The sequence below is a fragment of the Phormidesmis sp. 146-12 genome (genome assembly GCF_052939495.1).
Genome location: NZ_JBJPHS010000035.1, coordinates 20,044 through 42,745 on the forward strand (window position 1 = coordinate 20,044; position 22,702 = coordinate 42,745).

At 49.9% G+C, this 22,702-nt stretch carries 23 protein-coding genes; 9 read left to right on the forward strand and 14 right to left on the reverse strand.

Annotated features, from left to right (window positions below; all coding sequences use genetic code 11):
- Nucleotides 1-6 precede the first annotated feature (6 nt).
- A complete protein-coding gene (locus ACKFKF_RS16020; RefSeq protein ID WP_446868590.1) occupies nucleotides 7-2,229 on the forward strand; it encodes a transglutaminase TgpA family protein in 2,223 nt (740 codons plus the stop codon).
- A 200-nt stretch (nucleotides 2,230-2,429) separates the two neighbouring features.
- Nucleotides 2,430-2,900, forward strand: a complete 471-nt coding sequence (locus ACKFKF_RS16025) for a DUF4383 domain-containing protein (protein WP_446868591.1) — start codon at nucleotides 2,430-2,432, stop codon at nucleotides 2,898-2,900.
- 450 nt (nucleotides 2,901-3,350) lie between these two features.
- On the opposite strand, the gene ACKFKF_RS16030 is transcribed toward ACKFKF_RS16025, so the two are convergent.
- The 10 genes from ACKFKF_RS16030 to ACKFKF_RS16075 all read right to left on the reverse strand — a co-directional run bounded on the left by ACKFKF_RS16030 (nucleotide 3,351) and on the right by ACKFKF_RS16075 (nucleotide 11,300).
- A complete protein-coding gene (locus ACKFKF_RS16030; RefSeq protein ID WP_446861738.1) occupies nucleotides 3,351-3,704 on the reverse strand; it encodes a thioredoxin family protein in 354 nt (117 codons plus the stop codon).
- Between the two features lie 44 nt (nucleotides 3,705-3,748).
- The gene (locus ACKFKF_RS16035; RefSeq protein WP_446868592.1) at nucleotides 3,749-4,462 is read right to left on the reverse strand and encodes an NnrU family protein; all 714 of its coding nucleotides are present in this window, start codon (nucleotides 4,460-4,462) and stop codon (nucleotides 3,749-3,751) included.
- Nucleotides 4,463-4,541: 79 nt separating this feature from the next.
- Entirely contained in the window at nucleotides 4,542-6,344 is a 1,803-nt protein-coding gene (locus ACKFKF_RS16040) for a serine/threonine-protein kinase (RefSeq protein WP_446868593.1), read from the reverse strand.
- Nucleotides 6,345-6,511: 167 nt separating this feature from the next.
- Nucleotides 6,512-7,168: a V4R domain-containing protein gene (locus tag ACKFKF_RS16045; protein ID WP_446868594.1), complete on the reverse strand. Its 657-nt coding sequence runs from the start codon at nucleotides 7,166-7,168 to the stop codon at nucleotides 6,512-6,514.
- Between the two features lie 156 nt (nucleotides 7,169-7,324).
- Entirely contained in the window at nucleotides 7,325-7,825 is a 501-nt protein-coding gene (locus ACKFKF_RS16050) for a hypothetical protein (protein ID WP_446861742.1), read from the reverse strand.
- 34 nt (nucleotides 7,826-7,859) lie between these two features.
- Entirely contained in the window at nucleotides 7,860-8,159 is a 300-nt protein-coding gene (locus tag ACKFKF_RS16055) for a hypothetical protein (protein WP_446868595.1), read from the reverse strand.
- Complete coding sequence (locus ACKFKF_RS16060) at nucleotides 8,156-8,836, reverse strand: V4R domain-containing protein (RefSeq protein WP_446861744.1); 681 nt, start codon at nucleotides 8,834-8,836, stop codon at nucleotides 8,156-8,158. Before ACKFKF_RS16060 ends, ACKFKF_RS16055 begins: the two co-directional genes overlap by 4 nt.
- Before the next feature lie 112 nt (nucleotides 8,837-8,948).
- Nucleotides 8,949-9,461, reverse strand: coding sequence for a phycobilisome protein (locus ACKFKF_RS16065; protein ID WP_446868596.1), 513 nt, complete (start codon nucleotides 9,459-9,461; stop codon nucleotides 8,949-8,951).
- 181 nt (nucleotides 9,462-9,642) lie between these two features.
- Nucleotides 9,643-10,128 carry a 2Fe-2S iron-sulfur cluster-binding protein gene (locus tag ACKFKF_RS16070; RefSeq protein ID WP_446868597.1) on the reverse strand — a complete coding sequence of 162 codons (486 nt, stop codon included), beginning with the start codon at nucleotides 10,126-10,128 and terminating at the stop codon, nucleotides 9,643-9,645.
- A 350-nt stretch (nucleotides 10,129-10,478) separates the two neighbouring features.
- Nucleotides 10,479-11,300, reverse strand: coding sequence for a hypothetical protein (locus ACKFKF_RS16075; protein ID WP_446861747.1), 822 nt, complete (start codon nucleotides 11,298-11,300; stop codon nucleotides 10,479-10,481).
- A 184-nt stretch (nucleotides 11,301-11,484) separates the two neighbouring features.
- Between ACKFKF_RS16075 and ACKFKF_RS16080 the strand changes: the two genes are divergently transcribed.
- The 5 genes from ACKFKF_RS16080 (at nucleotide 11,485) to ACKFKF_RS16100 (ending at nucleotide 18,093) form a co-directional block, all read left to right on the forward strand.
- Nucleotides 11,485-12,510: a LysR substrate-binding domain-containing protein gene (locus tag ACKFKF_RS16080; RefSeq protein WP_446861748.1), complete on the forward strand. Its 1,026-nt coding sequence runs from the start codon at nucleotides 11,485-11,487 to the stop codon at nucleotides 12,508-12,510.
- A 69-nt stretch (nucleotides 12,511-12,579) separates the two neighbouring features.
- Entirely contained in the window at nucleotides 12,580-14,034 is a 1,455-nt protein-coding gene (locus ACKFKF_RS16085; RefSeq protein ID WP_446868598.1) for a protein kinase domain-containing protein, read from the forward strand.
- Between the two features lie 131 nt (nucleotides 14,035-14,165).
- Nucleotides 14,166-15,551 carry an ABC transporter substrate-binding protein gene (locus tag ACKFKF_RS16090; protein ID WP_446868599.1) on the forward strand — a complete coding sequence of 462 codons (1,386 nt, stop codon included), beginning with the start codon at nucleotides 14,166-14,168 and terminating at the stop codon, nucleotides 15,549-15,551.
- A 29-nt stretch (nucleotides 15,552-15,580) separates the two neighbouring features.
- Nucleotides 15,581-17,008: an ABC transporter substrate-binding protein gene (locus tag ACKFKF_RS16095; protein WP_446868600.1), complete on the forward strand. Its 1,428-nt coding sequence runs from the start codon at nucleotides 15,581-15,583 to the stop codon at nucleotides 17,006-17,008.
- 11 nt (nucleotides 17,009-17,019) lie between these two features.
- Nucleotides 17,020-18,093, forward strand: a complete 1,074-nt coding sequence (locus tag ACKFKF_RS16100) for a PstS family phosphate ABC transporter substrate-binding protein (protein ID WP_446868601.1) — start codon at nucleotides 17,020-17,022, stop codon at nucleotides 18,091-18,093.
- A gap of 223 nt (nucleotides 18,094-18,316) precedes the next feature.
- Here the strand turns inward: ACKFKF_RS16100 and ACKFKF_RS16105 are convergent, their stop codons facing one another.
- The gene (locus ACKFKF_RS16105; protein WP_446868602.1) at nucleotides 18,317-18,742 is read right to left on the reverse strand and encodes an acyl-CoA thioesterase; all 426 of its coding nucleotides are present in this window, start codon (nucleotides 18,740-18,742) and stop codon (nucleotides 18,317-18,319) included.
- An 81-nt stretch (nucleotides 18,743-18,823) separates the two neighbouring features.
- Between ACKFKF_RS16105 and ACKFKF_RS16110 the strand changes: the two genes are divergently transcribed.
- Nucleotides 18,824-19,198 (forward strand): winged helix-turn-helix transcriptional regulator, encoded by a 375-nt coding sequence (locus ACKFKF_RS16110; RefSeq protein ID WP_446868603.1) that lies wholly within the window; start codon nucleotides 18,824-18,826, stop codon nucleotides 19,196-19,198.
- Nucleotides 19,199-19,267: 69 nt separating this feature from the next.
- Here the strand turns inward: ACKFKF_RS16110 and ACKFKF_RS16115 are convergent, their stop codons facing one another.
- Nucleotides 19,268-20,344 carry an LOG family protein gene (locus tag ACKFKF_RS16115; protein ID WP_446861755.1) on the reverse strand — a complete coding sequence of 359 codons (1,077 nt, stop codon included), beginning with the start codon at nucleotides 20,342-20,344 and terminating at the stop codon, nucleotides 19,268-19,270.
- A gap of 101 nt (nucleotides 20,345-20,445) precedes the next feature.
- On the opposite strand from ACKFKF_RS16115, the gene ACKFKF_RS16120 reads away from it, so the two are divergent.
- Nucleotides 20,446-20,610, forward strand: coding sequence for a hypothetical protein (locus tag ACKFKF_RS16120; RefSeq protein ID WP_446868604.1), 165 nt, complete (start codon nucleotides 20,446-20,448; stop codon nucleotides 20,608-20,610).
- Here ACKFKF_RS16120 and trxA read toward each other — a convergent pair.
- Together trxA and ACKFKF_RS16130 are read right to left on the reverse strand one after the other, a co-directional pair.
- Nucleotides 20,607-20,930, reverse strand: a complete 324-nt coding sequence (gene trxA / locus ACKFKF_RS16125) for a thioredoxin (RefSeq protein ID WP_446861757.1) — start codon at nucleotides 20,928-20,930, stop codon at nucleotides 20,607-20,609. The two genes, ACKFKF_RS16120 and trxA, sit on opposite strands and share 4 nt — an antisense overlap.
- 423 nt (nucleotides 20,931-21,353) lie before the next feature.
- On the reverse strand, nucleotides 21,354-22,517 hold the full coding sequence (locus tag ACKFKF_RS16130) for a GuaB3 family IMP dehydrogenase-related protein (protein ID WP_446868616.1): 1,164 nt from the start codon (nucleotides 22,515-22,517) through the stop codon (nucleotides 21,354-21,356).
- Nucleotides 22,518-22,702 lie beyond the last annotated feature (185 nt).

Below are 22,702 nucleotides of genomic sequence, written 5' to 3' on the forward strand. Positions count from 1 at the left end.
TTTTCTATGAGACAGTCGTGGTGGCCACAACGCGCCCTGATGCCAGAGCCAGAAGAGTCAATTTTGTTTCGGATTTTGACTCAGACACTCGTCAGCATTGGCATCATCGCAACCGACATTGCCGCAGAAACCCATCTCAGCGTTTGGGCCATTCCGTTCAGCTTGATTGGGGCAACCTGGAGTTGGATGCGGCGGCACGATCGCAACATTCCCACTAAGTTTGCGCTGGCGATCGCGATGCTCGTAGCTTTGGCGACTTTCTTCGTCAATCTGATCGGCAATCGAGAACTCAACGACACAAGGCTGGTCTTAGTAGAACTGTTGATTCAACTTCAGGTATTACACAGCTTTGATTTACCGCGTCGCAAAGATTTGGGCTATTCAATGATCATTGGTTTAATTTTGATCGGGGTGGCGAGTACCCTGAGTCAAACCATGATCTTTGGCGTGTTGTTGCTGGCGTTCTTAGCGATCGCGCTTCCAGTATTGGTATTAGATTATCGATCGCGCTTGGGATTGAGTCGATCGACCAGTACAAAACTGACTTTACGCAAGGTTAATTTCTCCTCATTACCGTTCACGTTTGCAATCACGCTGGCGTTGGGCTTGATGATCTTTGCAGTGATGCCTCGATTTTCTGGCTACCAGTTGCGAAGTTTTCCGATGAGTCCGCAGATTCAATTACAGGGCGAATTTAATAACCGTCAAATTACCAATCCTGGCTATGTGAGAAACGGCAATCGGGGACAGGGCGCAGCCGGACAGGGCGCAGGAGCCGCTCGCAACGGTGAATCTGGGCAGATGGATAAAACCTTCTACTACGGATTTGGCGATCGCATCAATCAAAATCTGCGCGGTCAACTCGAACCCAAAGTCGTCATGAGAGTCCGATCGCAAGCCGAGGGCTTTTGGCGAGTGCAGGCCTTCGATCGCTACACCGGACAAGGCTGGGAACTGGCGCGCAACAATCAAACCAAAACGCTGAGTCGATCAGAATGGTCTTATCAATTTTTCTTACCCAGACCCGTCACCCTCAACAAAACCAAAGAGGTGATTCAAACTTATACGATCGTCTCTGAGTTGCCCAATCTGATTCCCGCGCTGACGCAGCCCAAAGAGCTTTACTTTCCCACAACAGAGGTGGCGATCGATCCTGAAGACGGACTGCGAGCGCCCCTACCCCTGGCCGAAGGCATCACTTACACCGTGCTTTCAGAAGTGCCTTACCGCGATCGTACCTGGTTGCAGAGAGCACCCGTTGGCATTCCTAGAGACGGTCAATCTTATCTACAAATTCCCCCTCAGATCGCGGCCAAAGTGCGTCAAGAAACTCAGACGATTCTCTCAAAGTCAGAGAAAGCGATCGCGTCTCCCTACGAAAAAGCGCTCTATCTGGCGCAATATCTCAAACAGCGCTACAGAATCCAGCCAAATTTGCCGCTGTTGCCCAAAGACGAAGACTTGACCGAAGCCTTTTTGTTCAAGTACAAAGGGGGCTATCCGGATCATTTCTCGACGGCGCTGACGATGATGTTGCGATCGATTGGAATTTCTGCGCGGCTCGTCGTTGGCTTTGCTCCTGGAGAATTCAACCCATTTACAGGGCTGTACGTGGTGCGAAACACGGATGCCTATGCGATGACAGAAGTGTATTTTCCCAAGTTTGGCTGGTTTGCCTTTGATCCGATTCCCGGACATGAATTGATTCCACCTTCCATTGAAGAAGATCAGACCTTCTCCGTACTTCAGCGCTTTTGGCAGTGGGTTGCGGGTTGGTTGCCGTCTCCGGTTGCGGCGGTGTTAAATCGGGTGATGAGCGCGATCGTGCAGTGGTTTGGAGGCGTTTTAGGTTGGCTCGTTGGACTTTTTTCGAGAGGTTGGATTGGGCTATTTACTGGTCTGATTTTGGCGACCTGTCTGAGTTTTGTGGGCTGGCTCACTTGGCAAGGCTGGCAAAAAATTCGCTACCGTCGCTGGCTTAACAAACTGTCGCCGATGGAAAGTCTCTATCAACAAATGCTGAGATGGTTAGCGACGCAAGGATTTCGCAAACACCCGTCCCAAACGCCGCTGGAATATGCAAAACAGGCGCAAGACGGCAAACAAAGCCACGCTCAAACCATTCAAGACATCTCTCAGGCTTATGTCAGTTGGCGCTATGGAGGTGAATCCGCTAATTTGCGAGAGCTTCAGCAAAAGTTTCGGACAATGCGGAAGAAGAGGAACTAGAGCAGATAGGAGAAGTTAAATAGTTCTCAAAGTTTAGAGTCTACTATCCAATGTCTAAGGTTCTTTGCCATCAATGTGTAAATGGGGATTAGTTCTCAAATCCTCCATTAAGGAGAGGAGGCTAAAACAGTGATTGCTTAATCTGAAATAGAAATCGGTAGAGCCTGCAAAAAGCTCTATTTCTACATCGGAGCGATCGTATGAAGAACATGAAACCAGGTCAGTATTTTGCCTTATTCACTGGCATCTTTTTTATCGTATTTGGAATTTTAGGGTTCATCCCGGCTTTGCAGCACCCCATCAATGTGATCGAGGCGCATGGCGGCGTTGAGGTACAGTTGGGCTATTTGTTTGGGCTGTTTCCTATTAACCCAATTGAGAATGGCCTCTACATTATTGTGGGAATTTTGGGACTCGTCTCAGCGATCGGTCTGGGTGGATCTCGCATCTATGGGCGCGGATTGGCCTTCTTTTTTGGGCTGCTGGCCGCCTTTGGACTGGTGCCCGAATTTAGTACCGGATTTGGCTTGATTCCCATCTTTGGCAACGATGTCTGGCTTCATGCGATCGTCGCGGCGATTTCCTTCTACTACGGCTTTATTGATTCTCCAGGGCTGCTTGAAATCGCCAGCCAACCTCCTCAAAACTCTGCGGCTGCCCATAGTCGATAGTTCTGAGTAGTCAGTGAAATAAGCGGGAATGGGGCAGGTTTTGCGATCGCATTCATTCCCACCCGTCTAGCTTAGGATCGTGAATTGAATAAGATCGATGATTGCCTGATCGCTTCGCCCCCTAAATCCCCCAGTCTGGGGGACTTTGAGAAAGCAGACATTCTAGAATTTAAGGCAGTTTCGCGGTTCAAAGTCCCCCAAATTTGGGGGATTTAGGGGGCAGAAGCCGAATCAAACGAAGCGAAACCGCGAGAATTACAGGTTGTTTAATTCACGATCCTTAGAGTCATGGGTTCAATACCTAGTGAATGAAGTTAGCTTCGCAGGTGCCTTCAACAGGGCTACCAACAAAGTTTTCTTCACGAATTGAAAGGATTTCCTGGTTTGCGAATGTAGACTTCGTTCTTATCGACGCAGTTTGAACCGCCAGCTAGATTTAAGCTAATTGCACTACATCGCCCGTGGCATCTCGGCTCGTGCCGCCATAGACATTACTTTTAGCAACACAGTCTTAAGCTCCTCGCGATTGTGGAAGCTGTCAAACCGTTGCAACAACTCACCTTCTCGAAACAGTAAGACCGTTGGCAATGTTTTAATCCGATAGCCGCTGGACAATTTGAGATTTTCGTCTGCATTGATGCCAACGATCTTGATCTGCTCATTCCAATCCGATCGCAGCTTATCCAACGAGGGTTCAATCAATCGACAAATGCCACACCACGGTGCCCAAAAATGGACAATAACGGGCATTGAAGATTCCAGCACTTCCTTCACAAACACCTGTTCGCTGATCGAAGACCGCATAGTTTCTTTTTATTATTGCTGTTTACTATTGCTTTGGGATCATCCTACCAGGGTACGCGGCTTGTTGCATCAACTAATATCGGATGGGCCCACCAAAGTAATCCGATAAAAATGGAGACCCCCACGTAGGAAGGACGCAGAAACTCTTTCCACTCAAAGGTTTGACGCTTTTGCACGATAGCCGCAAACGGCATAATAGATGTCCGCTCCCTGACTTTCTCAAACGCCTCTCCATACCGGGCGCTGAGACGACGATCGCCATGCCACACGCCAAATAAATGATGCAAGATCAGCCCGATCGAGGTCACGATTGTAAAAGTCGTCCCCAACCATAGGGTGTGAGCAATACACCAGATCACCTGACCCACCATTTGCGGATGGCGCGTGACCCGAATGATGCCCGACTCAAACAGATGCACTTCAGGCTTTTGAATGGCCGCAATTTCAAGCAGATTGAATGTAGCCGGATAGAGAAAAAAGAACGAAATCGCAGAGAGAACCCAAACAAAACTCTGCACACCCGGAACGCCTTGAACTTGCCAAAGCTGTAACCCATCGTAGCGGTGATTGTAAAAGTAAATGATTAGAGGAACGGCGATCGACAGACTCACGATCGCAAATAGCACTCGATAAAACCTTGCTCCAATTCGCTTTTCGGCCCAGGGGCGCAGAGCCGCCAAACCGCTGTGAGCGATCGCAAACCCAGTTAACAGTCCCAAAATTATCCAATGGCTGGGAGTGAGCCAGTCAAACGTCATAACGCGAAAACGGCGAGGGGGAATCAGAATTTTCTCACTATCTATTAGCTTACAGGTCAGACCCTCTTTTGTTGAGTCCCTAGTCTAGAAAGGCTTTGAGGTTGAGCGTGTGCAGTTTGCCTTGTCCTTGATGCCAGGTGGCGACCAGCAAGCCAGATTCACCAAAAGACGCGATCGCGCAAGGGTTCGTTAATCCTGTAATGCGGCTGAGTCCGTGTCCGCTGTGGTCAATTAATACAAGCTGTCCCTGTTCATCGATGAGACTGTAGCCCTCGGCGATCGCTGCCAAAAATTTCGGTTTGATTTTGAGAGGGATTCGCAGCAAACTCAACGGTTTGAGGTTAATTAACAACAGAGATTTGGGATGGTTGGGTTCGATGGCTGCCAGTTGGTAAGATGATCTCCCCAAAATGACGCGATCGAGGTGAACCGGAAGAGACACCTGACTGATCGCTTGACTACGACGATTAAAAAATTCTAGATGAGTCCCCGCCGAGACGCGAGAGATGGCAACCAAATGGCGAGAATCCAGAACAATCAGTTTGAAGGGATTCGCAAAGCAAGCGATCGGCGGATGGGTCACTCTAAAGTCAGGGAGCCGCCCAATTTTGAGATGAGCCTCTGATGACACCGCAAGCCAACGCCCCTGAGCCTCAATATCTGCCACCAACGGTTGATCCGTTTGAATCAGTGGCTTAAGAGATGGGAGCAGGGTGATCGATCGTGCCGTCACCACAAAACAGCCCTGCGGACGAATCAGTAATTCTCGAATCGGTTCAATCATCGGTTCAATCAATTGGGTTAGTAGCCCTTCTTGACCTCGTTGACGACCGATCGACAGCAGCCCTTTGGGATAGTCTCGACCCCAGATCTGACTGCCCCTTTCTAGCTGAGTGACGGTCAACACTCTCGACGATCGACTCAAATAGCGATCGTACCCCGAAATCGGAGAAAACTCGATCACAGCTAGACGCTCGATCGGATACCGCACAATCTCCTCCCGCAGACTTTGTAGAGGATGCGTCAACAAAACGCTCCTAGGAGTGAGGAGTGAAAAGTTGGGCGATCGTGGGTTAATTTTCAACTCTGGGCAACTTTGCAGCACCGATTTGAGCGCCGACAACATCTCAGCCGCCGAATGAAAGCGTCGTGCCTGAAGCTTTTGCAGTGACTTTAATAAAAGACTTTGCAACGGAGCAGGCACACAATCTGGAATCTGTACCGATTGATTGAGATGAGCCGACATCAACTCTGAAGGAACGCCAGAAAACGGTCGATGCCCCACCAACAACTCAAAGAGGAGAATCCCGATCGCATACAAATCAGTCGATCGAGAATATTGCCCATAAAATCGCTCTGGAGCCATATACGCAGGGGAACCCGTCAGACTGTTGCTGTTTTGTTCGAGTTCTTGGCTGAGACGAGCAATGCCAAAATCAGAAATCCGGGCAGACCAACCCATCGGTTGCAGACTGAGCAAAATATTTTCTGGCTTGATGTCACAGTGAATAACCCCATTGTTGTGGGCGTGGTCGAGTCCGGTCAGCACATCGGCTACCAGTTTGACACTCAAGGCGGGATGCAGACGATATTCCATGAGCGATCGCAGCGTCCCGCCTTCGCAATAATCCATGACCAGATAGCGGCGATCGTCTACATGCTCCAACGCTTGAAACGCCACAATATGCGGATGCTGCAAACTCGTGAGAAAGCGTAATTCTCTCAAAAATTGTCGAGTCGGAAAGCGCGATCGCTCCAACGCTTTGAGCGCAACAATCTGCCCAGTTTTGCGGTGAATAGCACAATAGACGCGACCAAACTGCCCCTGTCCAACCAATCCCAGGAGGCGATATTTCGATCGATTTAACTCTGGCTGTGACACACGATAGGGGGCGTTTTAAATCTGAGAGTTGGAGCGAAAATCAGAATATTTGACAGTACGAGACGCAACCGTACGAGATGCAAAACTCTAATCTCAAAGTCCTCAGAATGGGTTGGGGGGCAGAAGCGCCAAGCAGCAGCGAAGCGAAAGAACTTGATCTCTTCGAGTTACCCGCAGAGTTTGAGCAGAATAGCGTCGTGATCTAGATGACCTTCGACGAGCGCCTCGGCCGGTTCTACCCGGTTTTGGAGTCCGATGATAAAGCGATTGCAGTCTGCCTCCATTGACTCACAGCTTGTCTGCACACAGTACAATTCTCTCCCGGCAAGCTGACTAAAAAATGCAGCCAAAATCCCCGCTTCGAGAAAGCAGACGGGCAACCCAGTCGGAGGGGCTTGATTAGCAAAGGGCGAATTCCAGGTTTGAACGATCAAAAAGCCGCGATGGTGGTGCGTCTGATCTAAGTCCATTTTGCCCCAGCCATAGGTAATCCAGCATTGCTTGAGTGATTGCAAAAAGTCAGCCATCACCATGTCACTGAGCGGTGTCCCGTAGTAATCAGACAACTCTTCTCGAAAGCGATTGTAAAAGTTTTTGCCCCACCAGCGACCACAGTTAAACAACACCAGCTTAGAAGCCTGTCCCGTCTCTTTGGTCAGCCCAGAATAAATGGCTTGCAGCAGGGTTTGGGGCAGGGCCAGCAGACGATCGCCCCGACGACTTTCGAGCAGCCCCATTTCTAGATCGCCTCGGACGTAGACTTCATTGGCGTAATAGTTGGCAGGAAGACGATCGGAGGTGAGGAGGTCGGCAACAGAAATCATGGGGGGTGAGGGAGGGAGGAGGGAGGAGGGAGGAGGGAGGAGGGAGGAAAGTAACTGTTCTGGTTGGTTCTAGTTAATAAAGCCCCCAGAATGGGCAGCTTGGGGGGCAGAGGCACAAAGCAACGAAGCAAAAGAACCTCATCGAATTCACGCTTTTTAGAACATACCCGCGATCGTGAGGAGATCTTCGTCTGGGTCAGATTGGGTAAAGGCGCTTTGAACGAGGGTGAAGAAGGGTTCTAGGGCAGCCATTTGTTTGGGCGTGAGGGTGGTTTTGAGGGTTTGGAAGGTTAGTGAGTAAACGGTGGTGTCGATCGCTTGGGTGCTGTGTAGCTGAACTGAATCGCTCAACCAATGGAGGAGACGCGATCGCACAAAATTTTCATCGGCCAACAACATGCCCATTGCACAATAGCGCAGTACTAGAATGCCATTTTTGAGACTGCGTTCTAAAACGTCTAGCTTGGTGTCGGGCAGCTTGAGTTGAAGTTGGTCTGCCACCTGCTGCATGATCGTCAATTCTTGGTCACGCAGGGCACGATAGGCGCTAATCCGTTCGGGGAGAGAAACGACGTATTTACCCAGGCTTCGCAGTTCCTCTGTTTTGAGGTAGCGACTTTCGGCTTCGTCAAACACAGTTTCGATCGGAGATTGCATAGCAAAAAATAAAATTCAACAACAGTTTTAGAACCTAGCCAAAGAGATCTGAAAAATCTGTCAGCGTGAATGTGCCGTCTGAGTCTGAGGCGATCGGCGCTTCGACAATAGGTAGAGGCGCTTTGTTGAAACTTGCCCCCTCCCAGTTAACCGCCGCAAAAAACTGACCCACACTTAGCGTAAGCTCCAAAGAAATATTTTCGTCGAGGAGTGACGCGAATTGGATATCTTGTACGGCGATCGAGTGGTCATCCCAATTGCAGGTTTTGAAGAATTCTTGAACGGAGGAGTCCAGCCAATTCTGACCCTGAGCGGGAAATGATCCAGCACTCATTGCAATTCTCCTGCCCGCAGCCGCTTTTCGATGTCTCGTGCGGTCGCTCCTTCGTTGAGCCAGAATGAGGCTGCATCAATGCGCTCTTGGCCGCCCAGCAGAAATTTACAGTAAGTCTCGCCCATCGAGTAACACTGAATCTCAATGCAACTGAGTTGTTTTTTCACCAATTCGGTAAAAAATCCAGCGTACAGTCCGGCATAAAGATAGCAGACAGGCTTGCCCACATCGCCCAGCGTTCTCGCCACAGCGGAATCAAAAACGTTGATGAACATAAAGCCTTGCTTGCGATCGCCCATATCGACTTCCCAGCGACCCCAGCCTTGAGAGGTAAACGGCCACCACCAGGTTTCGAGCAAAAACATCAGATTGGTCTGACGCATGTTGCGATCGTATTCTTTCTCAAACCACTTCTCAAAAAAGAACGCATCCTTCTGGCCCCACTCACAGCCGATCGTGTACATTGTCGCCGCCGAAGCGTCTCCGACTTCTTCTTCTAATCCCTCAACTAGACCGATGATAAAGTCCTCAGTCGTCAACACATTTTGGCTATCATTCCAGTCGATGATGTTGCCGCGATCGGGGTCAAATTGAAAAAAGTCTTTGAAACCGTAGTGGTTGTGGCGTTTGGGGTTCTTGAGTTTCGCGGGGTTTTGATTAAAAAGAGCAGTCGCCATCATCTTCTCCTGCAAAGTCTAGTGGGGGCGCAAATCACAGTCAAAAATGGCTGACATGACCGTGAAACGAGTAATTGGATTGAGTATTCCCTCGGTGATTGAGAACTAACGGCTAGACGGTGCCCAGCATTCGACGGTTGACTTCTAAGATTGGCAAGAATACGTTGGCTTGAGCGGGGCTGAGGTGTTGTTTGACGACTTCCTGCATCACAGTGTAGGTGACATTGCAGCTTCGTTGAGCGCCAAAGGCTCGCATAATGGTTTGAAACCAAAACAAAAACCGTTCTCTCAGGGTCTCAGGGTCGTCTACCAGCATCGCAACTGCCGAATATCGCAACACGCGCAAAGTATCTCGCTTCCATTTAATCGTGATGTCATCATTGCCACTGCGAAAAAGAGCGGGGTCGATCGCCTGCATTTTGGCTTGCACCTGCTGCATAACTAGCGCCTCACAGCCTTGAAGTTTTTGGTAGGTTTGGACGCGCAACTCAAACGATCGCACATAATCCGTCAAAAAGCTCAATTCTTCGTCAGTGGCGTACCGGCCTTCTGCCTCCAAACTCAAGCGCTGCATCTGGCTCAACATGTGACTTTCTCTCGGAATTGGTGGTTTTGTACGCAGCATTCCCAGATTTGGAAGAGCGGTAACGAGAACGTGAGCGGTGAAGCCTGAAACCAAAGGTGAATTATAGACGATGTGAGCTTTCTGTTCAAATTTCCCATTATCAGGGGAGTTTAAGGAGGTTTCGGTCGGACTGATCTTCTAAATTTGACGAATGGTGCCATTCAGTTTTTGATTGCTCCTCTTAACCGCCAGATGAATTTGAGAAATAATTGGAGACGTTAAAGCTCGTGGTGTCCTGGATTTTTTTGAGCATCGATCGTGTGATCAGTTTTCCAGATTCGACCAAAACTTGTCCGGTCAGGGGGTGCAGCAGGTCTTGTTCGGCGCGGCGGCCAATCAGGTCTTCGATGTCTTTGATGGAGTTAATATACATGCCGGGGGGCAGTTCGACGACGACTCCATCTTTGAGAACACAGGCCTGACAAGCGAGGCGAGAGTTGGATTTGCAAGAGGTAATGACTTCTAGGGTGCGCTGTTCTCGACGGTTGACGGGCGAAAGAGACTCCATGCCTTCTCTGACATAGACGTGACAAGTCGCACACATACCGCGGCCGCCACACTCTCTCAAAACGTCTAAATTTTTATTGATCAACACTGAAAGCAGGTTGCCGTTGGTTTCGACAGAAGTTTGCTGGGCGATCGGTTCGAGTCTGACAATTTTGGCCATCGTAGGTTGGGTAGGTAGCGTGAGGAAATGTGAGTTCGTCAGTTCGATTGAGTTTGTCGCTTCGTTAAAAAGCGCTTCTGCCCTTCAAGTTGCCCATTCTGGGGGACTTTTAGCCCCTTTAGGAAGCAGATCGGATTGACAACCGTAGTGAGAGATTTCACCGAATTCACGTTAATTTAACGTCAGTTCGATAGGAGTTTTTCCGCTTCGTGATTCAGCTTTCTGCCCCCCAACCCCCCAATTTTGGGGGACTTTAAGCCAAGAATTTCAGTTCAAAGTCCCCCGAAATTGGGGGATTTGGGGGGCTGCCTGGACTTTTAACCGCAGCGAAAGACTTCATCGAATTCACGTTAATTTAACAGCAGAAGTTTTTGTTGAGCATCAAAAGCGTTTTGTTCGACGATCGCACCAAAATTTCGCACAACTTGAGAACAGCGACGAATAAAAGCCGCCACCCAATCACGAATCCATTGGTGCTGCTGGTCAGTTACAGCGTCCGTTACTTCGCCCACAAAGGTCATATGAGCGGCTCGATCAATCTGAAATTTGCTCAACCATTCACTGTCAGGGCGAGTCGTTTTTAAGTAATTGACAATGACAGCCGTTCCTAAAAACTGAGTTGTAAAGGTGTTGAGGTGATTAAATGCCGCTAGTAGATCGCGCAAAGTAATGATAGTTTGCTCTGTTACAGCGGTTTCGACACCCGCGGCCAGAGGAGAATGGGTCACGCGCCGATCGATAGCGAGTGAATTTTGGGTTGCTGCGATCGCGTGCAAAACGCTGATTGTCCCCTCAAAGTCTGACTCGATTGAGGCTTGCAGAGGAACGATCGCCCTTGAATACGCTAAAAAATCTAAATCTCGACGCGCCAACACCAACAAAACTCGTCCGGATTGCAGCTTATAAATGTAAGCTTGATACTCCAAAAACTTTAATTCAAAAGACTCAAACCCATCGGGGATCGTTTCAACAACCTGTAGGATACCTTGTGACAGGGCTTCTTTTTGCTGAAAGTTAATAGCCTGATCATTTCCATAAAAAAAAGATTGTGATCTCTGTGAGTTACCCGCAGGGGGTTGCTTTAAGTTGCTCGCAAAGGGCCGCCCATCCATTAGGGCAATTCCGGCAATTCCTGGTAAATTCAGAAAGTCCCAGATCACTTCCTGTTTCATAAATTCTTTAAGTTACGTTTCTGTACAATACATGCCACATCTTTCTTTTAGGGAGATTCTATGGATTGGTGATGTTTTTGGTCGTCTTTACATTGCCATCGGGGGTTTTTCACAGGTTGCTTTCTAAACTTCAATTTGAGTCAACTTTTATTTCAGGCTCCTTACACACTTCAGGTTTAGCCGTATGTCTGACCTTCCTTTTACTTTGGATCAGTTACGCATTCTTAAAGCGATCGCCAGCGAGGGGAGCTTTAAACGCGCGGCTGACAGCTTATATGTCTCTCAACCCGCCGTCAGTCTCCAGGTACAAAATCTAGAGCGCCAGTTGGATGTGCCTTTGTTCGATCGCGGAGGGCGACGAGCGCAACTAACCGAAGCTGGACATCTCTTACTTAACTACGGTGAAAAAATTCTCACCCTTTGTCAAGAAACCTGTCGGGCACTAGAAGATCTGCAAAATCTCCAGGGCGGTTCACTCATTATTGGAGCCAGCCAAACGACCGGGACTTATTTGCTACCGCGCATGATTGGGATGTTTCGCCAGCAGTATCCCGATGTGGCCGTCCAGCTTCATGTGCATTCGACTCGACGCACCTCTTGGAGCGTAGCCAACGGGCAGATTGATCTGGCGATCATTGGAGGCGAAATTTCTCCCGAACTGCAAGACACGTTAGAGATTATCCCTTACGCCGAAGACGAACTGGCCCTAATTTTGCCGACGTTGCATCCGCTGGCTCGCACGGAAGTCATTCAAAAAGACGACCTGTATCGCTTGCAGTTTATCGCGTTGGATTCACAGTCCACCATTCGCAAAGTCATCGATCAGGTGTTGGCTAGATGTGGCATCGAAACCCGCCGCCTCAAAATTGAAATGGAACTGAACTCGATCGAAGCCATCAAAAATGCCGTTCAGGCCGGATTGGGTGCGTCATTTGTGTCGATCTCAGCGATCGAGAAAGAGTTGCAAATGGGAATGCTGCACCGCGCCAAAATTGATGATGTCGTCGTCAAACGAATGCTGTCGGTGATCATCAACCCCAATCGCTATCGATCCAAGGCTGCCGAAGCGTTTTGTCGAGAAATTTTACCCAAATTTACCAACCAGCCTGTCGCCTTTGAGCGCAAACAAAGTCCTTATCCAGAACCGCAAAACCTGCGGGCAATGCTTCAGGCCTCCAATCAAAATCGCTTAACGCCCGATCTCGATTAATACTAAAAAATAGTGCCAGTTTCATCCCTGGTAAGCTAAGTTAGAATTGGATGCTTCCACACCGCAGTTATGCAGCTTCATTGCACACGCCCCGGCTGCTCAAGACCGATTAATTTCTTTAGCGATCTTGACGACTCCACCACGCTAAAGACCGTACAGCAAAAGTTTTGTACCCACTGCGGGATGCCCTTAATTCTTTTGGGTCGCTATCTGCCGACTAAGCTTTTGGGTCAAGGTGGGTTTGGGGCGGCGTTTTTGGCGCGCGATCGCTACACTCCGGGCCTGCGACAATGTGTGGTCAAGCAGTTTCAGCCATCGGGACAACTCTCACCCACTCAACTACAAACGGCGCAAGATTTGTTTGAGCGCGAAGCCGAAGTGCTAGAACAGCTTGGATCACAGCATCCTCAGATTCCCGATCTGTTTGCTTATTTTGAGTTGGCGGTTCCCAATCCCTACAAAGGCTCAGAAGACAAGTTTTTCTATCTCGTTCAAGAGTTTATCGACGGCAAGAATTTAGAAGAAGCGTTAGCTGAAAAGGGCAAATTCTCAGAAGCAGACGTGTTAGAGGTGCTGAGAGAAACGCTCAAGGTGCTGCAATTTGTCCATGAAAACGGCTCCATTCATCGCGACATCAAACCCTCCAACGTCATGCGCCACCGCAACGGACGGTTTTATCTCCTTGATTTTGGCGCTGTCAAGTTTGCCACCAAGGCCGCTGGAGGCAGCAAAGCTTCGACGGGCATCTACTCGCTAGGATTTGCCCCACCCGAACAAATTGCTGGAGACGAAGTTTATCCCTCGACCGATCTGTATGCCCTGGCAGTCACCTGCATCATGCTGCTCACGGGCAAGCAAACCAAAGAATTATTTGATGCCTATAAAAATGTTTGGAAGTGGCAAGTTTACGCCCAACCCAGTCCCCGTCTGGCCAGCGTGTTAAATAAGCTGTTATTGCCGCAGCCCAGTCAGCGTTATCAATCGGCCGCCGAAGTGCTGGAGGCTTTGACAACACGATCGCACCCTGTTGTTCCCCCGGTGGCTCCGCAGCCCGTTCAGTCGCAGCCCGTTCAACCTGTGATGACTCAGCAATCTGCTCCGCTGCCGATTCAGCCCGCCGTTCCGCCACTTCCGATCGCGCCCCCTCGATCGGTTCCCGGTTTCTCGACTTTGGAGCTTTTGGGCAACGCCGCATTCACTGGATTTGAGGGAGGATTGTTGGCGATCGCTCTCTTTAGCCTTCCCCTGTCTCCTGTGATTAATGCAGGTTTGTGGCTGGTGCTATCGGGCATTCTCGTTCTAGCTCAGTCGCGACGAATTATTGAAAAAGTCGATCTGCTGATTTTGATTGCGATTACGCTGGCGGTACTTTTGATTTTCCCAGGGTTGTCTACGGCGCTTAAATTGTTGTCGTTGAATGGATTTGAGGGCGTGTTGATCTTGGCCGCCTTTGGGGGATTGGTGGCGATCGCTGTCACAGCCGTTTTTCGCCTGATTTATAAACTTTTGAGCAATATTCTTTAGACGTTGACGATTCAGTAAAGAGTCTTGAGGAATTTACGGATCTGCTACTGAAGCCATAGTCTATAAGTCGATTTGCATAAAAGCTCTCCTCAGAGGAGAGATGTAAAAAGACGACTGGCGAGGTGTGCGACATGGCTAAACGAAACGAAACGACGCTGCTGGTTTTGGCACTTCTGATCACAGCAACCTTGTTGGGAGTAGGATTCTGGTTGTTTAGAGGACTGTTTTCTCCGCCAGGTCAGTCGCCCTCAGTCGGAAGCAACCTCCAATCAAAAGATCGCATCAGTCTGGGTGACAAACTGTTGATTATTGCCAACGCAAGTCAGGCAAAACAAACTGGAATTGAGGCGTTTGCCAAAAAAGATTATGAGACAGCCGTGACTAAGCTCAAAGCGTCTCTCAAAGACAATCGCAATGATCCAGAAGCGCTGATTTATTTGAATAATGCTCAACTGCGGCTCGATCGAAAATCTCCGCGCAAGATCGCTGTCAGCGTCCCGATCGGCAGCAACCTTAACGTCTCTCAAGAAATTCTCAGAGGAGTCGCTCAAGCCCAGGATGAATTAAACCGACGGGCTGAGATCCCTTTAGAAGTGGCGATCGCCAACGACGACAACAATCCTGAAATCGCCAAACAGGTCGCCACAGAATTCGTCCAGGATGCCAGCGTGTTAGCGGTCGTGGGACATAACTCTAGCGATGCGTCGATCGCGGCTGCCCCAATTTATGAACAGGGAAAGCTGACGATGATTACCTCGACTAGCTCGGCGGATGCCATTTCAGGAATCGGCAGCTATGTGTTTCGCGTGGTGCCCAGTAGTCGGCTGACGGCGGATGTGTTGTCCAGATATGTGCTGAAGACGGCTCGCAAAACCGCGATCGCCATCTGTCTCGACTCCAAATCACCCGATAGTCAATCCTTTGCAAACAACATGATTTCAGCGATGACGGCAGACGGGGGAAGGTTTGTCAATATTGGCTGTGATCTGGCGGCCCCTGACTTTAGAGCAGACGCGATCGTCTCCAAAGCAGTCAGCAGTGGGGCAGAAGCACTGTTGTTGGCTCCCCAAGTGGACAGACTCGATGCTGCTATCAATGTGGCCCGAACCAATCAAGGTCGGTTGCTATTAGTGGGCAATCAGACGATGTATACGATCAACACGCTCAAACTGGGACAGGCAGACGTAAATGGGTTGGTGTTGCCCGTTTCGTGGCATCCCGATGCAATTGCCAACAATCCTTTTACGGTCAGTGCCAATCAGTATTGGGGCGGGCGAGTCAACTGGCGAACAGCAATGTCTTATGACACGGTGTTGACGATCGTCGCAGGTTTAAAATCAAACAGCAGTCGAGACGGATTGCAAAAGGCGCTATCAAGTCCAGATTTTTCGACAATGGGAGCGACCGGAAAAATTCAGTTTTTGCCGTCGGGTGATCGCAGTGGTGCCCCAATTATGGTGCGGGTGCAGCCAGGCGCTCAGTCAGAAGGGTACGAGTTTGCACCGATTAAATTTTAAGTTTGATTGCTCTCTACTGGTTGAATGTGATGTCCCAAAAAAACGAAATGCCCGTTCTGATTCTTTCACTGTTGATTACGGCAGGTCTGCTGGGTGGCGGATTTTGGTGGTTTTCTCAACGGTTTAGCCCAAAAACGGACACGGGCACCGGGGAAACCATTGGACTCAGCAACGGGGCACCCACGATCGCCCTTTCAGACCGGATTAGTCAGGGTGAGAAGATTCTTTTAGAAGAGCGATCGGACAACCCCGCGTTTTCTCAAGCAAAAGAAGCGGGCACCGGGGCGATGAAAGCTCAACAGTACAGCCAAGCAGTGACCTTATTTGAATCGGCGCTGCAAAAATCTCGCAATGCCCCAGAGACGCTAATTTATCTCAATAATGCCCGCATCGCCAACAACAAAGCTTATACGATCGCGGTCGCCGTCCCGATCGGGACTGATTCCAATGGCGCAGCCGAAATTCTCAGAGGAGTAGCCCAGGCGCAAACCGAAATCAATCAAGCAGGCGGCGTGAAGGGGGTGCCGTTGAAAGTTGCGATCGCCAACGATGACAACAGTGCCAGCATCGCTCGACAAATCGCCAGTACCTTTGTGCAAGACCCTCAAATTCTCGGTGTGGTGGGGCACTATGCCAGCGATGTCACCTTGGCAGCAGGCAGCGTCTACAACGCAGGAGAACTCGTCAGCATCTCGCCCATTAGCAGTACCGTCAAGCTGTCTGGCTTTGGCAAGTATGTGTTTCGCACAGTGCCCAGCGATTATGTAGCTGCGAGAGCCTTGGCAGACTACGCCCTCAAAACGTTGCAGCAAAAGAACTTTGCCGTCTTTTTCAATTCTCAGAGCGACTACAGCATGTCTCTCAAGTCAGAGTTTGTCACCGCGGTCTCTCTGGGTGGGGGCACCGTGTCTGGCGAATATGATCTGTCCTCTGGGGATTTTGGCGCGTCTAGGGCGATCGACCAGTCTCTCAAACAGGGTGTCAAAGTGCTGATGTTAGCTGCCAACACCGGGACATTGAATAAAGCACTTCAGGTGGTTGACGCTGCCCAGCAACGGGTTAATCTTTTGGGAGGTGATGATGTGTATTCGCCCAAGATACTCCAGGCGGGAGGACAGCAAGCAACTGGGATGGTCGTTGCGGTGCCCTGGCATATTGACGGCAATCCGGGGTCGGCGTTTCCTGCCAAATCTCGGCAGCTTTGGGGAGGAGATGTGAGTTGGCGATCGGCGATCTCTTATGATGCCGTTCAAGCCTTTGCAGGCGCGCTAGAAAAAAGTCAGACGCGATCGGGCATTCAGGCGGCGTTGGTGGCTGCTGATTTTTCGGCGGTGGGGGCATCGGGCGCGGTGCGGTTTTTGCCATCAGGTGATCGCAATGCGGGCATTCAGTTAGTGAAAGTTTCTCCTGGTAATCGATCGGGTTCAGGGTTCGATTTTGTTCCTATCGCTCGTTGAGCAATGATTTTATGTCTCAAAAGAACGAAACTCCGGTATTAATTGCTTCACTATTGATTACAGCGGGTTTGTTGGGCAGTGGTTTTTGGTGGTTTACGCAGCGATCGGGTGTGGATGTCGGCAAGTTGACTTCGCAAGAATCGCAAAATCAGTCTCAGCCGCGATCGCCTGATCAGTCTCCTGGTACTCCACCTGGGCAAACAGGAGCCGCCAATTTCTCTCAAGTTCAGGCTGTCCCGTCGGGGCTGTTTAGCTATGGAGGCAGTACGTCTTGGGCACCGATTCGCGGCTCGATCGATACCGCTATTCAATCCACACGACCCGAATTTCGCTTGCGCTATGTCGATCCGGTGGGCAGTCCGCCGAGTTCTGGATTGGGGATCAAAATGCTGTTAGATGGGCAGATTGCCTTTACGCAGTCCTCGCGTCCGGTTTTAGAAACGGAGTATCAGCAGGCCCAACAGCGCGGCTTTACGCTCAAACAGATTCCCGTGGCGATCGATGGTGTTGCGGTGGCCGTCAATCCTGGTTTGGCTGTGCAAAATTTGACGATTGATCAACTTAAATCAATTTACAGCGGCCGCGTCAAAAACTGGCAAGAACTAGGCGGCCCCAATCTAGCAGTCACTCCGTTTTCTCGATCGGCGACCTCTGGCGGCACTGTTGAGCTATTCATCGAAAGCATTTTGGGCGGTCAGCCCCTTGCCAACGATGTGCAAATTGTCTCAACCACGACTCAAGCCCTTCAGCGATTGGCGGCGACATCGGGAGGCATCTATTTTGCATCTGCGCCCGAAGTGGTTCCACAATGCACGATCAAACCGTTGGCGATCGGACGGACTGCCGCTCAGTTTGTGGCTCCCTATCAGGGCAATTTTTTGTCGCAGTGTCCGGGCGGTCAGCGCAACCAAATCAATACGCAAGCGTTTCAAAACGGCAGCTACCCGATTACGCGCAATCTATTTGTCGTGGTCAAGCAAAACGGTCAAGCCGAACAGCAGGCAGGAGAAGCCTACACCAATTTTCTACTGACTGACCAGGGACAAGAGGCGATCGCCAAAGCTGGATTTGTAAGAGTGCGATGAGTCGTTGATTTAACGTGAATTCGATGAGAGTTTCTTCGCTTCCTTGTTCACGGCTTTTGCCCCCCAACCCCCCAATTTTGGGGGACTTTCAGAGAGGAATTCTGGTTCAAAGTCCCTCACTCGTGGGGGATTTAGGGGGCGTTCCTGGATCTAAAAGCGAAGCGAAGCGTTCATCGAACTGACGTTGATTTAATCACGTTGACGAACCAACGTCTTGCGCTGTTTAGGCGACAAACTCCTGATACTTCTGCTTTAATCCTTGTGGCACGCGGATTGGTTTGTAGCTTTGCACATCAACAAAAATGCCAACTTGCTCACCGAGAGCAGCGACTTTATCATTGACGACGATCGCGGCATTAACCGTCCACCGTAAGGACTCCATCGTCTTGATCCACATTTTGCCGCTTGGAATGTCAAAGAGTTTGATGGGCTGCTTGTAGTCAATTTTTGTCTGCACAATAACAGGGACAACGCCACTCTTGAGTAGATTATCCAATGGAAAATGGTGGACTAACATCTCCAGGCGCAAATCTTCTAACCAGCGAACGTAGGCGATGTTGCTCACAACACCTGCAAAGTCAATATCATAGGTTCTAACTGGTAAGTTGATCTCAACCTCAAACGGCTGCTTCTGGTTGGCTGTGTCCATCCTTACCTCTTAAGTTGCAAGTTAGAAAGCACTTTAGCAGGCATCGCTTGTAAAATGCAAGTAATCAACCTGCTCTCAGCTATGACCCAACCCAGACGCTCTACCTGCCCTGTCTCCTGTACGCTGGAGCTGATTGGCGATCGCTGGACGCTATTAGTGATCCGAGACATGATGTTCTTTGGAAAGCAGCGATTTGAAGAGTTTTTGGACTCTCCTGAAGGCATCTCAACGAACATCTTGGCAAACCGCCTCAAGCTGCTCGAAAAATTAGGGTTAGCAGAAAAGCAGCCTTATGGTAACCACTCCCGCCGAATGAACTATCAACTGACCGAGAAGGGAAAAAGCTTGCGCCCTGTTTTAAAGGTAATAACGGCTTGGGGCTTAAAGCATCTCACCGACACACAGATTCCTCAGAATGACTTGTCAGAAAGCGATCGTTCTCCTCAAAGCAGCTAAGGGACTAGCGCGCAAATAAAGTACCCGCTGAACCTGGATTTCGTTAGGGGCACAGCACATCCCATACTCCTACTTTCTTTCGGGATGGGCCGAGTCTTCGGGCGACAGTAGCGGCGTTCCCAATTGATTGATCGCGGCGATAAACTGATACAGCTTGCCCAGATCGCGCTGGTTAAAGTGAAGAATCAAACGCGGTAGCTCCAAAGTCTCATCTTCACCTTCTTGAGGCAGCGCTCGACTTTTCTCAATTTTGCCCGACACGAGAATATCAGAGAAGCGATCGTTTAGCTTTTCGACCCGCTCATCAGGCAATTCTGACTTGAGGCGCACCACTAGCTTTTCGCCCACATATCGACTGGAGTGGTAGACCTTATAAAAACTAGAAATCGCGTCACAAGCCACATCCAGGTCATCCGTAATCGTGTATAGACTCGGATCGTCAGCCCCAATCAAGCCGCGATTCATCAACTGTTTGTCGATATAGGTCGCCCAATCGTGCCAATAGTCGCCACCAGGCTTGTCAATTAATACCAATGGCACCGGGGCAGACTTGCCTGTTTGCGTCAGCGTCAGACATTCAAACGCCTCATCCTGCGTGCCAAACCCGCCTGGGAACAGCGCCAGCGCGTCACTCTCTCTGAGAAAGAACACCTTGCGCGTGAAAAAATACTTAAAGGGCACCAGTTTTGGATCGCCTTCGATAAAGGGATTTGCGCCCTGCTCAAACGGAAGCTGAATGTTTAGACCAAATGAATTCTCGGCCCCAGCCCCTTCATTGCCAGCCTGCATAATCCCGCCGCCTGCTCCCGTAATCACCATATAGCCCTGAGCCGTCACACAGCGGGCAAACTCACGAGCCATCTCGTATTCCTCAGTGTTTGACGAAATGCGAGCCGAGCCAAAAATTGCGATCTTGCGAACGTGACGATAGGGATAAAACGTACTGAAAGCCCGCTCCATATCTTGCAGCGAGGCATTGAGCATCTTCCAGTCGAGGCGATCGATCTCATCCCCAGCGATTCGTACAATGGTCGCAAACGCTTGAGCAATCAAGTCGCCATTCCGCAACTGAGGCAACTGAGTAAACAGATCATTCACCGTTGCTTGAAGAGACTCGATGGAATGAGAGGAGCGATCGGAAGCCATAAACACTACCTGCAAACCGGGTATTCTATTCTATCGGTATTCTGCAAATCGGTTGAGCTTCTCCATTGAAAAACGCCCCAAAACCCGAAAGCTGAGGCGCAGTGAGAGCAAAGTTACCTGATGACCAGAAGCGTCAATTCACCCGATCGCAGATGAGTTTTCTCAAATGCTCAATGCTTAAAGAAAATGACGGACAAGCGAGTAAAGTAACGATTTGTTTGACGAAACTTCAGGTATGGGCGACCTGGAGCGAATTAAGCGACTAGAGATGCTTTTCCAACGTATTTGACAGAGTGGTTTTGGGCACGGCACCCACCACCATATCAACCCGCTGTCCACCCTTAAAAATCATCAGCGTGGGGATGCTACGAATCCCATACTTGCTGGCAACACTGGGATTATCATCTGTATTCACTTTGACAACCTTAATTTTGCCTTCGTACTGCGCTGCGATTTCTTCGACAACGGGAGCCACCATCCGGCAGGGGCCGCACCAAGGGGCCCAAAAATCTACCAATACCGGAACTTCGCTCTCAAGCACTTCTTGATCAAACGTAGAATCTGTGACTTGTGCGGCTGCTGACATGCCTGAAAATCCTTGCCTAATATATCATTCGACGAAATTCTACCATAGCAATAACGGGGCTATTAGAATTCACGCCATACATAAATAGATACAATCCTGAAGATTGAGAAAGAGGGGTGAGGGTGCAGCGTATAGGGTAAAGCTGACCTCTATTGCAGTCTTAACCGTCGAGATTTCTCTAATTTCTTTTCTTTGACAACTCCCCCATCCCTTACTCCGTTTAAATAAGGAACCGCCCGAACCGAAGCTCAGGCGGAGTGTGGTGTGAGGAGTGAACGGAAACATGCGTCTCCGCTTTCTCTATTCTAGACGACGGATTTGGAATTACCAGTCACTCCAGCCAAGACTGAAAAAACTCTTAAGAATTCGTTTAGAACTTGGCAAAGAAGCTTGAACTTTCAGCGTCGAATTGACACTCATCCTCTACTTCCCCATCCCCAACTGTTGCGCTTTTTGATACACCTTGCCTTCGGTGAGTAGTGAGGGGGCAATGATCACTTCTACCTGCTGCATTTCCTTGAGGTCTTTTGCGCCAAGAGTGCCCATGCTGGTTTGGAGTGCGCCCAAAAAGTTGTGGGTGCCGTCGTCAAGTTGAGCCGGGCCACGCAAAATCTGTTCTAGCGTGCCTGTGGTGCCGACTCGAATCCGCGTGCCTCTAGGCAAAACAGGGCTTGGTGTGGCCATTCCCCAGTGAAATCCGCGACCAGGCGCTTCTTTGGCTCTCGCAAACGGGGAACCAATCATCACACCATCGGCTCCACAGGCGATACATTTACAAATATCTCCCCCGGTGATCAAGCCGCCATCGGCAATGACTGGCACATAGTTTCCAGTTTCGCGGAAGTAGTCATCACGAGCGGCCGCACAGTCTGCGATCGCCGTTGCCTGCGGGACACCCACCCCCAAAACGCCCCGCGAGGTACAAGCTGCACCGGGGCCAATTCCGACCAAAACGCCAGCCGCACCTGCTTTGAGCAAATTCATCGTGACTTCGTAGGTGACACAGTTGCCCAGGATGACTGGAATCGGCATTTCTAGACAGAATTTTGCCAGATCGAGGGGAGCGATCGCTTCAGGAGACAAATGGTTCGTTGAGACAACCGTTGCCTGAATGAAGAACAAATCGGCTCCTGCTTTAGCGACGACCTGCCCAAACTGAGCCGCGCCTGCCGGGGTCGCACTAACGGCCGCAATGCCACCGCGCTCTTTGATTTCTCGGACGCGCTGTTCGATCAGTTCAGGTTTGATCGGTTGGGCGTAGAGTCGCTGCATCAGGGTGACAAATTCGTCTTTGCTGACTGATGCAATTTCGTCCAAAATCGGGTTGGGGTCTTCGTAGCGCGTCTGTACCCCTTCTAAATTGAGAACGCCTAATGCTCCCAGATTTGACAATAAGACGGCCATTTCTACATCGACGACTCCATCCATCGCGCTGGCAATGATCGGAATTTCGCGATCGATGCCGCCAATTTTCCACCGAGTATCGGCCAACTTTGGATCGAGGGTTCGCTGTCCTGGAGCCAGCGCAATTTCGTCAATTCCGTATGCTCGACGAGCGGTTTTGCCCCTGCCAATTTGAATATCCACGCTCTCTTCCCCAAGACTATTTCGATAGAGTACCAAATTTAGATAGCGATCGGGTTTAAGAGAATCCAAACTAACTCCAGACTCTGGACTTTGGACTTTGGACTTCGGTCTAAATGTCTCTGGTCGAATGTCTCTTTCTTGCGCGATTTATGACAGAACGGCTCAAAAACTTCTAGAGTGAAGAA